This window comes from Pseudoalteromonas sp. JC28 (assembly GCF_013319255.1).
Taxonomy (GTDB): domain Bacteria; phylum Pseudomonadota; class Gammaproteobacteria; order Enterobacterales; family Alteromonadaceae; genus Pseudoalteromonas.
The window spans coordinates 245,935-259,343 of record NZ_QOKX01000001.1 but is presented as its reverse complement, the minus strand read 5'-3'; the positions used below and the strand labels follow the sequence as shown (position 1 = coordinate 259,343).

13 protein-coding genes are annotated in these 13,409 nt (G+C 43.7%); 4 read left to right on the top strand and 9 right to left on the bottom strand.

Translation table 11 applies throughout. The annotated features are described in order from the left end of the window. Window positions 1-51: 51 nt before the first annotated feature. Window positions 52-1,110 carry an outer membrane protein assembly factor BamC gene (gene bamC, locus DS891_RS01050; protein WP_010606390.1) on the bottom strand — a complete coding sequence of 353 codons (1,059 nt, stop codon included), beginning with the start codon at window positions 1,108-1,110 and terminating at the stop codon, window positions 52-54. 332 nt (window positions 1,111-1,442) lie between these two features. Here bamC and DS891_RS01045 point away from each other — a divergent pair, with 332 nt between their 5' ends. After that, window positions 1,443-1,976, top strand: a complete 534-nt coding sequence (locus DS891_RS01045) for a glycine cleavage system protein R (protein ID WP_010606389.1) — start codon at window positions 1,443-1,445, stop codon at window positions 1,974-1,976. Window positions 1,977-1,985: 9 nt separating this feature from the next. Further along, window positions 1,986-2,459, top strand: coding sequence for a thioredoxin-dependent thiol peroxidase (gene bcp, locus DS891_RS01040; protein ID WP_174168565.1), 474 nt, complete (start codon window positions 1,986-1,988; stop codon window positions 2,457-2,459). Between the two features lie 86 nt (window positions 2,460-2,545). Here the strand turns inward: bcp and putP are convergent, their stop codons facing one another. Next, window positions 2,546-4,027, bottom strand: coding sequence for a sodium/proline symporter PutP (gene putP / locus DS891_RS01035; protein WP_010606387.1), 1,482 nt, complete (start codon window positions 4,025-4,027; stop codon window positions 2,546-2,548). Window positions 4,028-4,346: 319 nt separating this feature from the next. Here putP and DS891_RS01030 point away from each other — a divergent pair, with 319 nt between their 5' ends. Together DS891_RS01030 and DS891_RS01025 are read left to right on the top strand one after the other, a co-directional pair. Then, on the top strand, window positions 4,347-5,567 hold the full coding sequence (locus tag DS891_RS01030) for an EAL and HDOD domain-containing protein (protein ID WP_010606386.1): 1,221 nt from the start codon (window positions 4,347-4,349) through the stop codon (window positions 5,565-5,567). Window positions 5,568-5,656: 89 nt separating this feature from the next. Then, window positions 5,657-7,675 (top strand): TonB-dependent copper receptor, encoded by a 2,019-nt coding sequence (locus DS891_RS01025; RefSeq protein ID WP_174168564.1) that lies wholly within the window; start codon window positions 5,657-5,659, stop codon window positions 7,673-7,675. A gap of 47 nt (window positions 7,676-7,722) precedes the next feature. Here DS891_RS01025 and DS891_RS01020 read toward each other — a convergent pair whose 3' ends face one another. The 7 genes from DS891_RS01020 to ccmD are packed head-to-tail and all read right to left on the bottom strand — an operon-like array spanning window position 7,723 to window position 13,409. Continuing rightward, entirely contained in the window at window positions 7,723-8,454 is a 732-nt protein-coding gene (locus DS891_RS01020) for a VacJ family lipoprotein (RefSeq protein WP_130126584.1), read from the bottom strand. Further along, window positions 8,455-9,738: a c-type cytochrome biogenesis protein CcmI gene (gene ccmI / locus DS891_RS01015; RefSeq protein ID WP_102056498.1), complete on the bottom strand. Its 1,284-nt coding sequence runs from the start codon at window positions 9,736-9,738 to the stop codon at window positions 8,455-8,457. It lies immediately after the preceding gene. Next, on the bottom strand, window positions 9,735-10,199 hold the full coding sequence (locus tag DS891_RS01010; RefSeq protein WP_174168563.1) for a cytochrome c-type biogenesis protein: 465 nt from the start codon (window positions 10,197-10,199) through the stop codon (window positions 9,735-9,737). The genes ccmI and DS891_RS01010 overlap by 4 nt, the downstream gene beginning before the upstream one ends. Next, entirely contained in the window at window positions 10,196-10,768 is a 573-nt protein-coding gene (locus DS891_RS01005) for a redoxin family protein (protein ID WP_174168562.1), read from the bottom strand. Before DS891_RS01005 ends, DS891_RS01010 begins: the two co-directional genes overlap by 4 nt. Before the next feature lies 1 nt (window position 10,769). Then, entirely contained in the window at window positions 10,770-12,728 is a 1,959-nt protein-coding gene (locus tag DS891_RS01000; protein WP_174168561.1) for a heme lyase CcmF/NrfE family subunit, read from the bottom strand. 1 nt (window position 12,729) lies between these two features. Further along, window positions 12,730-13,209, bottom strand: a complete 480-nt coding sequence (gene ccmE / locus DS891_RS00995) for a cytochrome c maturation protein CcmE (protein WP_010606379.1) — start codon at window positions 13,207-13,209, stop codon at window positions 12,730-12,732. Next, complete coding sequence (gene ccmD / locus DS891_RS00990) at window positions 13,206-13,409, bottom strand: heme exporter protein CcmD (RefSeq protein WP_010606378.1); 204 nt, start codon at window positions 13,407-13,409, stop codon at window positions 13,206-13,208. Before ccmD ends, ccmE begins: the two co-directional genes overlap by 4 nt.

The window sequence follows — 13,409 nt, the reverse complement described above, 5'->3', positions numbered from 1 at the left end:
AAAACAAAGAAAAGAGCCGAAGCTCTTTTCGTTTTTAAATTATTATATTTATTAAATCGTTAGACCTTTTTGCCTTAGCAAAGTGATCAAGGCTTGATGCAGGTTATTCATGGTGTTTGCATCAAGTACATTCCCCTCGCTATCCTTCCAGGTAATGGAAGTACGCGTGTCCTGCGCTTGAGCGATCTTTATCGTGTAATCACCATTATCAATCGGTAATACAACCGCTTCTTCACCCCAAATAGAATCCCAAACACTGCTTTCAGGCGCTTCGTAACGAACCAAAACTTCCTGCTTTTCCCTATCGACACGAACAACCGTAAAGTTACTTCTTTCTAGGAAGTTAGAGAAGCGATCAAGTACCGCTTCTTGACCTTTTTCAGTCAGTAGCGCCGAATCACCATTCTTGTCAAATCCAAGTTCAAGTGCCAGTACACCTTGGCGCTTACGCATTTCAACTTGTAGTAAACGATATTGATAGTCAAATTCGGTCACAACTTCATTAAGCGCTCGTACCTCTAAGTGGTTCTTTTGAAGCGCAGTTAACTCGTCATCGCCTTGATAATCAACCAACTCTGCACGAATTGATGCGGTACGCTGGTGCTCTTTCTGTTCCAGGGTAAATTTAAATTTTTGCTTAGACGGCTCTACACTTTCTTCCCAAAACCAGCCGTCTTTTGGTTGGATCAGTGAATACCAAGTTGTCGTCACTGTCCCTTGTGCCTTGTTATCACTTTCAAACCCAGCGTTATGCATTGCGACGACGCCGTCCACGGCGCGCCAAATAAATGCTGGTAAATCTTCTATCCCATCATTTTTATCAAAATAAATCCTTGCGGCGTCTTCACCCTGCTCGACCCAACTACCTTGCGCAACCGTCAATACTTGCTGCGGTGCACGATAACTTACCGGCTCGGCCGTGTTCTCATATTGACCAACTGGCATGGCAAACTCAGGATCTCGGTAAGGTTGAGACAAGCCTTCAGGGGCTTTCACCGGAGCATTTGCACGATAATTTCTTTCGTGATGTGCATCATTTGTGAAAATACTACAGCCGCTTAGACTCACGGCAATTCCAAGAACCAGTGATTTTGGGATCCAATACTGCACTCATTTACTCCTTAGCAAACCCTATTATTATTCGAATCAAAGTTATGATTTAGGATTGCCGAATTGGTTCACACAAAGTTGCCAAAAATTGACAATCTCTGAATTGTTAGTGCTATGACATCGAATGTCCCATCAAATATTTTGGGAACACGTATTTCATAGCCAAAATTTTGCCCTATGTTACTTGTCATACATTAGAAAAACAAGCAACCATGTCCAGCAAGCACAATTCTATTTTTTATTACAACGCGCTAGCGCTAAAACTCAGATATGGTAGTATTTCGCGTTAATTATTAACCTTGAGCGCATTACGTGAAATCAGAGGTTCCAAAATGACCATGCATGCAAACCATCAACTTGTCTTAACCGCCATTGGAGAAGACAGATCTGGTATTGTTGGCGAATTGACACAGCTTGTGAGTGACTGCAACTGTAATATTATTGACAGTCGAATTGCAATATTGGGCAATGAGTTTACCTTTATCATGCTACTTGCCGGTGACATGGCGTCTATCAGTCGTGTCGAGCACACTTTACCTGCCAAAGGGATGGAGCTTGGCCTTTTAACGATGATGAAACGCACCGCAAGCCATCAACAAGGCGAATACAGTGCAGGTTATACTTTGGAATATGAAGGGTTAGATACTCCTGGTACGTTAAGTAAAGTAACACGCTATTTCGCAGCGCAAGGGGTGAATATTTGTTCACTGAAGTCAGATACCTTTGAGCAAGAAGACGAGCTACATATGCGCTGCGAGCTCGAGTTTAATATTCCTGTAGATGTGGATATCGATAACTTTAAAGTTCAGTTCGAAGATCTTTCACACTCCTTAAACGTAGACTATATATTCAGACGCATTCGCTAAGGATTTACTATGAATACTTTGAAAATCGGTGATAAAGCACCATTATTCTCACTGCAAAACCAAAACGACGAGACCGTTGAGCTTGCTACTTTATTAAAGTCACATCAAGTTTTAGTCTATTTTTATCCTAAAGCATTGACCCCGGGCTGTACCGTTCAAGCTGAAAATCTGCGTGACCACAAAGCTGAACTGGCTGAATTAAACACCGTAGCCGTTGGCATTAGTCCAGATGCTGTGAAAAAGTTAAAGAACTTTGAAAACAAAAAAGAGCTTAACTTTGACTTACTTTCGGATGAAGATCACGCGGTAGCCGATGAGTTTGGTGTGTGGGGCTTAAAGAAATTTATGGGTAAAGAGTATGACGGTATTCATCGCCTATCTTTCTTAGTCGGTCAAGATGGTACCATCAAGCACGTGTTCAATAAGTTTAAAACCAAAGACCACCATGAAGTCGTGATTAACCACTTGAAAGAACACGCTTAAAGTGACTCGTTAAGCCGTATATACGTATATTTGAGAAATAAAAAACGGAGCTGAATGCTCCGTTTTTTTATCCGCTTCAACCGACTTTAATCAAGCGCGTTTTCTACTTTATTAAATAAGGTAGTGATCTCTTTACTTGGTTCCTTGGTCAGTAGGCTAACAGCAAAGATAGCGACTGTCGCAACAATAAATCCTGGGACAATTTCATATAATGTCGCACTAAGCGGCTCGCCATTATAAGTAAACGGACCGTAGATCCATACCAACACAGTCACCGCACCAGATACCATGCCGGCGAGTGCTCCAGCAAAGTTCATACGAGACCAGAATAAGCTTATCAATACTAGCGGGCCAAATGCCGCACCAAAACCTGCCCAAGCATTACTCACAAGATCTAGAATCGAGCTATCTCTGTCGTACGCAAGATAAATGGCAGCAAGCGCTACAACTAGTACACTGATACGACCAACAAGCACAAGTTCTTTATCCGAAGCATTTTTGTTCAAGAATATCTTATAAAAGTCTTCCGTTAACGAGCTCGAACTCACTAACAACTGCGAAGAAATGGTACTCATAATTGCCGCAAGAATAGCTGCAAGTAAGAATCCCGCAATCAATGGGTGAAACAATAACTGGGATAAAATCAAGAAAATGGTCTCAGCATCGTCTACAACAATCCCATGCTCATGTGCATAAGCAGCACCAAACAAACCAGTGCCCACGGCACCGAGAGCTGCGACTATCATCCAGCTCATACCTATACGGCGCGCTGTTGGCATATCTTTAACACTTCGAACAGACATAAAGCGCACGATAATATGGGGTTGACCAAAATATCCAAGACCCCAAGACATTGCAGAAATAATGCCTATTGCGCCAGCTGATCCCACCCAAGTTAACATCGACGGATTTAACTCGTTCAGTGTTTGAGAAAGTGGATTATCGAGTAATGAGAAGGTAACTAAAGGCACTAAAATCAAAGCGATAAACATGATACAGCCTTGGACAAAGTCAGTCAGACTTACCGCTAAAAAGCCACCGAATAAAGTATAAAGCACAACAACACTAGTTGTGATATATAAGCCGCTCTCATAACTCATGCCAAATGAACTTTCGAACAGCTTGCCACCGGCAACCACGCCAGAAGAGGTATATAGCGTGAAGAAAACAATGATCACTAACGCAGAGACTATTCTTAACGCATTTCCTTTATCTTCGAAACGATTGGCAAAATAGTCAGGAATGGTGATCGCATCATTTGCATACTCTGTGTAAACACGCAGGCGCGGTGCGACCAATAAATAGTTGAGCCAAGCACCAATCACAAGGCCAATTGCAATCCATGTACTGCTAAAACCATAGAGGAACATTGCGCCAGGTAGACCCATCAAGATCCAACCACTCATGTCGGATGCACCAGCTGAAAGAGCTGCTACACTTGGTGGCAGACTACGGCCACCCAACATGTAGCCAGACACATCACTGGTCGACTTTTTATATGCATATAACCCAATTCCCAGCATCGCAATAAAATACAGTGCGAGAGAGATTATCGTACCAATCTCCAAATTAGCCTCCTAAATTGTTAGTTGGGCTCTTCTCCAAATGTGAGCTTTTTCTATCACTTAATTATTCGATTTCTAACTCACTTTGAATAAAAGCCAAAAACATAAAGACCTCACTATAACACGCACAAACCATACACCCAACCACCTGAGACTATTGACCAAAATAGTATTTTATTTGTACCTAATTCAACTGGTTAATTATCATTCACCCTATGCTCTGTATTTACCCATATTCTGTAAACTCAATTTCCCAGCGTGACCTGACTGCGCTTTTACCTTATATTAAAGCCAATAGCATTTTGTTTGGACGGTAGTATCTATGTACTTTTACGCGGCTCGTCAGCCAATTTTTGATGTCCAAAGGGAATTGATTGGCTACGAACTTTTATTTCGTGATGGATTAAGTAACGTATTTCCCGAAATTGACGGCGATGAAGCGACAAGCCGGTTAGTTGAGGGCAGCCAGTTTACCTTTGGCCTAGATGATTTAACCAATCAACAGCCAGCCTACATTAACTTCACCCTAGAAACACTTGCTAAAGGTTATGTACAAATGCTCGCCCCCGAGCAAGTTGTTGTAGAAATATTAGAAACAGTACAACCGGGCAAACGGCTCTTAGCCTGTGTCAAAGAGCTAAAAGAGCAAGGTTATACACTAGCGCTTGACGATTACCATCACCAAAATGTGTGGCGCCATTTTTTTCCTTATATCGACCAAATAAAAGTCGACTTTTTGGCGACTAACCTTGACCAAATTCATGCCATTAAAGGTGCGATACAGGATTTTCCTAACATTGATTTAGTGGCAGAAAAAGTAGAAACCTACGAGCAGTTTGAACTCGCCAAGTCGCTTGGATTCAAATATTTTCAAGGCTTCTTTTTTGCCAAACCCGAGATGGTCAAAACCAAAGCACTAGCCCCCTCGGAATTAGCCATGGCTGAATTGCTTTATGAGACTTCAAGCGTTGAGCCCGACCTTGCTAGGATCACTCAGGTCTTCGAGCGTGATGTAAACCTAAGCTACAAACTTCTTCGTTATGCAAATAGTGCCGTATTTAAACGCCGAGCAGAGATATCGACGATTAAACAAGCCTTGGTTGTACTCGGTAGTGATGAGCTTAAGCGTCTGATCTCATTATTGTTTGCTTCACAGCTTAATACTGAAAAGCCCAAAGAGCTGCTTTCACTCTCATTATTGCGTGCACACTTTATGGAAGCAATAGCAACTAAGGCCAACAAAGTCTCCGATACTGGGAGTACATTTTTGGTTGGTATGATGTCACTGATGGACGCCATTCTTGATGACGATATGGCCAGTTTATTGACGAAGTTACCCTTATCTCAAGAAATTAAATCAACTTTACTGAAGAAACCGAGTGCTTTTGGTATCTATCTAGACCTTGCAGAATCTCTGGAAAAAGGTGATTGGGATAGTGTTGAAACCATATCAAAATCTCTTGGCGTAACCAGCCAAAATATCGCAGAGCTATATCAAAAGTCGCAAGTTTGGAGTGACACTCAAATAAAAGCGATAGAGTAACCTATCAAAGGATGCGACAATCTGTCGCATCCCGCTAAGCACCTGATAGCGATAAAATAAGTTCACCAAAACAACTTCAAAGTGAACTTATGAAACGCACTCTACTCTCTCTTGCTATTGTTTCCTTATCCCCCATAACTCATGCCGATGAAATTGAAAAAATCGTTGTTATTGCACCGATGCAAACACCAATTACGCTAACAACGGATACAAAAGCAGTACGCCAACCACTACCAGCACAAGACGGCGCGGACTTACTCTCTTCAATTGCGGGGTTCTCACTAATTAAAAAAGGCGGCGCAAGCGCTGACCCTGTGTTTCGTGGCATGGCAGGCTCTAGAGTTGCCATTATCGCCAATAATGGGCAAACGCTTGGTGGTTGCGGTAGCCGCATGGACCCGCCAACGGCATATATTACGCCACAATCCTACGACACATTAAAAGTCATCAAAGGCCCACAAACTGTGTTGTATGGTCCAGGCAACAGTGCTGCCACTGTGGTGTTTGAGCGTGAAAATGAACGCCTAGCTAAGTCAGAAGTGATTGGCTTTACCAATGCGGTGCTGTCGAGCCAAGGCCGCCACAGTGTTAACAGTGATATCAAGGCTGGTAATGAACGCGGATACGCTCGGATCGCTGCAAATTACAGCGATGCTGATGATTATGAAGATGGCAATGGTACCAAAGTTCACTCGGCTTACGAGCGCTGGAATATAGACACAGAGTTTGCCTATACCCCAAACGATGACGCCTTTTACTCTATCACTTACGGGGTGAGCGATGGTGAAGTTGCCTATGCCGACCGCATGATGGATGGTAGCCTCTTCGACCGAGAAAATATTGGCCTGAATATCAAATTATCCTCCCTTTCATCTCTGATTGAAGAGTTAACATTCAACGCATACTATAACTACGTCGACCACATCATGGACAATCATAGCTTACGTCCTTTTGTTGCTAACATGATGATGAAAACCCCAACCTCTTCCAACCCTGACCGTAAAACTTATGGCGCAAAGCTTACGTTGACTTCAGAAGTCAATGCCCAACATACTTTTGTCTACGGTGTCGATTATCAAGCAAATGAGCACCGCAATCGAGTCAGCCGAGATCAATTCAACAATCCGGTAGAAACGATGCCGCGCCAAATAGATGCTGAATTTAGACAGCTCGGTGTATTTGCCGAGTTCGAATATCAATTGGGTCGCTCCAGCCAATGGGTTAGCGGATTACGCATTGATGATTGGCAGAGTGAAGATCATCGCACCATGATAAACGCAATGATGTCAATGAAACCAAACCCAACCGCCCTACAAACAAGAGACGATACGTTATTCAGCGGATTTAGCCGTTATCAAGCACAGTCTGAAAACAGCAGCTATTTTGCCGGTTTCGGCGTTACAGAGCGTTTTCCCGATTACTGGGAAGTTGTCGGTGGTAGTCGAGGAAGTGAAACGTCTATTTCTGCCTTTAATGTCGATACTGAAAAGACCTTGCAATTAGATGCTGGATTGGTAAAACAGTTCAAGGCCATTAACGTCAATTTCTCGGTGTTCTATAACCAAATTGACGACTATTTATTAGTCGACAATATGTTTGAAAAGATCAATATGACGTCAAAAGTGACCAGAAATATTGACGCGGAAACCTTCGGTTTTGAGGGTGAAGTAATGTGGCAAGCGAGCAAAGCGCTACAACTCACCGGAAGTATCAACTATGTAAAGGGTAATAACCTTACTGACAATCTCGCATTAGCTCAGCAACCACCTTTGCAACTGCGTATTGCAAGCAATTACCAATTAAGCGATAAGTGGCAACTAGGCGGATTGGTAAGATTAGTACAACACCAGCATAGAGTGGCGATTGGACAAGGGAATATTGCAGGTCAGGATATCGCTGCAACGACTGGATTTGGTACACTTGCACTCAACACCAATTATCAATATAGCGATGCATTACAACTCAGTGCAGGAGTAGATAATGTGCTCGATAAAGCCTATGCAGAGCATTTAAGTCGTTCAGGCGCCGCAGTAAGTGGCTTTGACCAAATTGATCGAGTCAATGAGCCGGGACGGACGCTCTGGGCAAATCTTAACTGGCGCTTTTAAGTTTTCGCAAAAATAACGAAAAGGTCGGCGATTGCCGACCTTTATTTTTACAGGTTCTCTAAAAAGTTCTCATCAAAATCATCCGGCTCTTCTTCCATTGGCGGGTTGCCATCAAATAGCTCGTACAATTGACGTTGATAGTATACATCCTTTAAGAAAGTGTATGGATCAAGCGACTCATTTAGCAGCTTTTCTTGTGACATCAAAGCCGCTCTTGCTTCAACCGCACGCAGCGCAAACACTAATACTGTTTGTGGCGTAGTGAGTGCAATTTCTGGCAAGACAAAGTTATCGACTACATCACCCGTTAAGTTTCTCGCGGTCGTCGGTCCCATAGCTGGGATCATAATATACGCACCATCACCAACGCCCCACACCCCAAGGGTTTGGCCAAAATCTTCGTCTTTAAGCTCAAGGCCAAGTGTTTTCGCAACATCAAACAAGCCAAAAATACCGACCGTAGAATTAACTAAAAAGCGAGCAACATTGATTGCCATATGATCAGGCTTGCCCTGCAATGCCGCGTTTACTGCATCGGTCGGCGCGGCGATGTTGGTGGTGAAATTAACCACACTACTGCGCACAGGAGCGGGAGTCACCGCAACATATCCTTTAGCAACAGGCCGTAAGATATAGGCGTCCAACACATCCATATTGAAGTCATAAAGTGGACGGTTAAGTGATTGAAATGGATCTCGTGGATCCTTTTTCTCTTCGGGTACTTGCGCACAACCGACAACGGTCAGCGCAAGTAAACCTGTGAGCACAGCTTTAAGCATTTATTTCCCTGTATTTGTTAAGACACGACTAATCTCGACAGTGAGCTGATTTTCGCCTTGTTGAAGTTCAATTACGCTTGAAGCACCCTCTAGTTCTCCATCTGAAGGCATTACTGAACCATCATTAGAAATACGTGCGGTGACCGTAACTTGAGAAAATTTCGACAAGGTTAATTCAGGCATCATTGCCATACTATCATCTAGGTTTACCGTCATTGGCAAGTTAAAGTTTGTAATTTTGGCGACCGCCAATGGCATGGCTGGGCCTTCAGCCGCTTTTGCAAAAACGAACAAAGTGCTGTCCTTTGGAATCTTGTTCTGTAACTCAGCTGAAATGGTTACAGTAGCGACAATACCAGCTTTTACAGCTACTGGTTCATCTGTTTGTTGACCCAACTTTTGCTCGATTTCAGCAATCCGCCCTGCGATCATCTCATAACGCGGATCATCTTTGGTTAATTGTGACAACAAGACTTCAAAAGCGGCTTTTGACTCTTTCCAATCTTGACGTTCATAGGCAATTAACGCCAGCAAGCTAATCGCATCAATATTCGTTGGATCATTCTTGAGCACTTTTGACAACATTCTGGCCGCGCGATTCATACTTGGCTCTGAGCCCTCTATCAATAATGCTTGGCTATAATTCACCAGAACATTATTGTTATTAGGTTGCATCACGAGTGCTTTATCAAATGCCTGCATCGCCATCTCAAAGTCACTAAGTGACATTGCAACACGACCAAGTAACATCCATGCAACTGCATCGTCGCCAGCGGTTGCTAGTTTAGTTCTTAGTCCCAGCGCAAATGCTTGTAGCTCGTTGGCATTTAGCGGCTCTCCAGATTGCATTACTGCACGCTCACCATACTCAGGTAACTTTTCAACGGCTTCATGCCAGCTAGCTATTTGCCTGTGGCTACCCGTATAGTAATAAAAGACACCTGTCACCAGCACCATAAAAGCAATACCTGTCAGCGCTAATACACGGTTGTCACCACGACTCGTCAATGATTGTTCAGGCGATAACTCGTTCAATAAGCGACGCTTGAGTTCAACCACAGATTCATTATAACTGTCTTTTTCGATACGCTGATTAGCAAGCTCTTCTTTTAACTCTTCCAAACGCTGATGAAAAATATCGATACGCTCGGCGTTCGCATCGTGATCAACCGTGACGCGCTTTTCCTTTTTAATAAACGGAAAAACCACAAACAGACCGGCAAATATGCCTAGCAGAAGAAACAAAAACCACATTTGAGTTAAATCTGTCGAGAATTCGCTCACTGCTCACGCTCCTGACGTTGATATTGATTAATGAGCTCAGCTAGCTTTTGTTCGTCTGCGGCATTCCAATCTTGTTTTTTCGCAGCGCGTTTTTGACGAAATATAATAAAGCCGAAACCTAAAATAATGATTGCCACTGGCAGTACCCAAAGTACGATTGTTGCAGGCGTAACAGGTGGTTGATAATGAACGAAATAGCCATAGCGGTCGATCATATAATCAATGACCTCTTGCTTAGACTGACCTTCATTAACCAATGCGATGACTTTGTCACGCAGGTCTTTGGCTACGACGGCATCTGAATCTGCAATGTTTTGGTTCTGGCATTTAGGGCAACGTAGCTCATGTGTCAGCTCTCGGAAAGTCTGCTCACGTTCCGCTGTAGCAAAATTATATTTGTCTTCTGTTGCTTGCGCCGCTGCAGTAATCATCATTAAAATCAAAACAATTACATATTTCATTGCGCCAACTCCTGATAGATTGCCGCAAACTTAGTGCGCCACACGCGTTCATTGATGTCGCCAGTATGATGCAACAAAATCTTACCTTGCTTATCTACCAAAAAAGTCTCTGGCGCGCCTGAAACACCTAGATCCAGTGCTAATGTACGCTCCAAATCAAGAATGTTAAATTGGTATGGGTTACCAGCACGACTCAGCATGTTATTGACATCTTGTCTTAGTGCATTGATATCAAACTGGTCGCCAAAATCAGGGTCATAAGCCTGCTCGTAATACAGGCCTATTATTTTCACGCCACGCTCTCTAAGCTCAGTTAAATAACCTAGCTCAGCGATACACGTTGGGCACCAAGTGCCCCATACGTTCATCAAGTAGACTTCACCCTTAAGCGAGTCGGCGGTCCAAGTTTTATCACTATCCATTAGATCGGGTAAAGAAAACTCAGGCATAGTGTGTCCTAAACGGCCTGTCTGAAGTTCTCTTGGATTACCAAATAGTCCTTGGTACAAAAACACACAAAGGAAAATAAATATCAAAAAAGGCGCTAAACCTAATAACTTGCGGTTCATGTTAAGCCTCCACTTGGGATGATTTTTTAACGCGGTTGCGGTAGCGTTTATCCGCAAGCACAATGAAGCCGGCAAAAGAGATAAGTAGCCCACCTAGCCACATCCAGCGTACGTATGGTTTGTGATAGATCCTAAGCGACCACGCGCCTGCAGAAAGCGGCTCGCCGAGTGCTAAATATAAATCACGGAAGAAACCATCATCAATAGCGGCTTCGGTCATAAACTGCATCCCTACATCATAACGGCGTTTTTCTGCATGCAGCTCGGTGACTTTTTTACCATTTTTGAATACCGTCACTACGCCAGCATGACCACCGTAGTTCGGGCCTCGAATTTCTTTTACGCCATCAAAGCGATATTCGTACTCGTTTAGCATCGCCGTTTCACCGGGTTTCATGCTCACGGAGCGCTCAACTGAGTATGCTGAAGTTAGCGTCACCGACGCGATAACAAAGGCAATACCAATGTGCCCGAGTACCATTGCCCAATAGCTCAATCCTAGCTTTTTAAAGCCGATCGCAACACTTGGGTGAACAGTCACTTTATTAAATAAGTCAGCAGCAGTAGCCACACTTATCCACACAGCCAGCGCTGTCGCAACGAACGTTAGTGGTGCCACCACTTCGTAGCTCGAGTACAACCACGTCGCGGTGAGCACTAAACTCACCGCAATCAATACAGCCCATTTTTTCACTAGTGGCGGCATTTTATTTTGTTTCCAGCGCAGCATAGGGGCTAAACCCAGCAAAATCGCGAACGGCACGATTAATATCGCAAACATTTGGTTAAAGAAAGGTACGCCAATAGAAATCGAGCCTAAGCCCAACTCTTTGTGGATCATAGGCAATAGCGTGCCCAATAATACAATCAAGGTCGCAACCACTAAGAAGATATTGTTGATCCATAGCGCTACTTCACGCGAAATGAATTGATAACGCCCTTCGCTATATACTTGAGCTACGCGCAGTGCGTAAAGCGCTAAGCTGCCACCCACAACCACAGCTAAGAATGACAGGATATATAAACCACGGTCAGGATCGGTTGCAAACGCATGCACCGATACGATAATGCCTGAGCGAACGATAAAGGTACCCAGTAAACATAAACTAAACGCGGTGATAGCAAGTAGTACTGTCCAAGACTTAAACACACCACGTTTTTCCGTTACTGCGAGTGAATGCAATAAAGCGGTTGCAACAAGCCAAGGCATCAGTGAAGCGTTTTCCACCGGATCCCAGAACCACCAACCGCCCCAGCCAAGCTCTGAGTACGCCCACCAACTACCAATTGTAATGCCAAGAGTAAGAAAGCCCCATGCGGCCATTGTCCAAGGACGAGACCATTTAGCCCAAGTATTATCAAGTTTACCAGTTAAAAGCGCAGCAATTGCAAAAGAGAAAGACACAGATAAGCCAACATAACCCATATAAAGGAGCGGCGGGTGAATGATCATACCTGGGTCTTGCAATAATGGATTCAAATCACGCCCTTCAACAGGGAAGTAAGGAAGCAAACGCTCAAACGGGCTCGACATCCACAGGGTATAGAGCATAAAACCCACCCCTAAAAAGCCAAGTACGCCTAACACACGCGCTCGCAATACCCACGGTAGCGACTTTGACATCACAGCAACCAGCATGGTCCACATGGATTGCATTACCAACCACAGTAAAATTGCGCCTTCGTGTCCACCCCATGTTGAGGTGATTTTATAATACCAAGGTAAAGTACTGCTCGAATGATGCGCCACATACGCAACCGTAAAGTCATCCATTAACGTGATGTAGATCAGTACCATAAATGAGAACACCACAAGAATACACTGACCAATGGCCAGTGAAGGAGCGGCTTTCATCAGCCTCAAATTACCCGTATAAGCCCCCCACAATGGGAAAATACACAGTAATAAGCTCAATGCCATCGCCAGAACTAAGGCGAAGTAACCTATTTCTGGGACCATTTTAGTTCTCGCTGTTTAAATTATATTTTGGCTTTTCGTGTTTAATGCCTTTCACGGCTTCAGCCACTTCTGATGGCATATACTCTTCATCATGCTTGGCAAGTACTTCAAACGCTTCAACTACATTAGACTCAACTAACGTCCCTTGCGCTACAATACCTTGGCCTTCACGGAATAGGTCAGGAAGGATGCCTTTGTAACGAATAGTAACCATAGGGCCGGTGTCGATAAGTTTAAATGACACATCTAAAGACGTTTCATCACGCACCACTGAACCTGGCACAACCATACCGCCAATACGCAGCTTCTGGCCAATTTGCGGGATTTCTTTTAACTCACCTTTACCTTCAACAAGCTCGCTCGGCGTGTAAAACAAATTAATATTTTCTTGTAGTGCATAAAGCGTAAGCCCAACCGCTGCGCCAATACCAAAGATTACGGCAGCAACGGTGAATAATCTCTTTTTGCGTCTAGGATTCATGCTTGCGACTCCTCTTTTGCTTTTTTAATCCGTGCTTCTCTTGCCATTTGCGCTTTAACTGCTTGCTTTAGCTTCTTACCATCCAAGATAGAGCCGACTAACATACCAGCCAGTATTAATGCACATGAGCCGAATGAGAGCCAAACATAAAAGCCATAGCCACCCATGGCTAAAAATTCACTGAAGGATTCAAACTGCAT

What these genes read in the sequence shown, in the direction of transcription:
- DS891_RS01005 (WP_174168562.1), bottom strand. Translation starts at nt 10,768, where the DNA reads ATGAACCGCAAGTTATTAGGTTTAGCGCCTTTTTTGATATTTATTTTC.
- DS891_RS01030 (WP_010606386.1), top strand. Translation starts at nt 4,347, where the DNA reads ATGTACTTTTACGCGGCTCGTCAGCCAATTTTTGATGTCCAAAGGGAA.
- ccmE (WP_010606379.1), bottom strand. Translation starts at nt 13,209, where the DNA reads ATGAATCCTAGACGCAAAAAGAGATTATTCACCGTTGCTGCCGTAATC.
- bcp (WP_174168565.1), top strand. Translation starts at nt 1,986, where the DNA reads ATGAATACTTTGAAAATCGGTGATAAAGCACCATTATTCTCACTGCAA.
- DS891_RS01000 (WP_174168561.1), bottom strand. Translation starts at nt 12,728, where the DNA reads ATGGTCCCAGAAATAGGTTACTTCGCCTTAGTTCTGGCGATGGCATTG.
- DS891_RS01010 (WP_174168563.1), bottom strand. Translation starts at nt 10,199, where the DNA reads ATGAAATATGTAATTGTTTTGATTTTAATGATGATTACTGCAGCGGCG.
- DS891_RS01045 (WP_010606389.1), top strand. Translation starts at nt 1,443, where the DNA reads ATGACCATGCATGCAAACCATCAACTTGTCTTAACCGCCATTGGAGAA.
- DS891_RS01020 (WP_130126584.1), bottom strand. Translation starts at nt 8,454, where the DNA reads ATGCTTAAAGCTGTGCTCACAGGTTTACTTGCGCTGACCGTTGTCGGT.
- ccmD (WP_010606378.1), bottom strand. Translation starts at nt 13,409, where the DNA reads ATGCAGTTTGAATCCTTCAGTGAATTTTTAGCCATGGGTGGCTATGGC.
- DS891_RS01025 (WP_174168564.1), top strand. Translation starts at nt 5,657, where the DNA reads ATGAAACGCACTCTACTCTCTCTTGCTATTGTTTCCTTATCCCCCATA.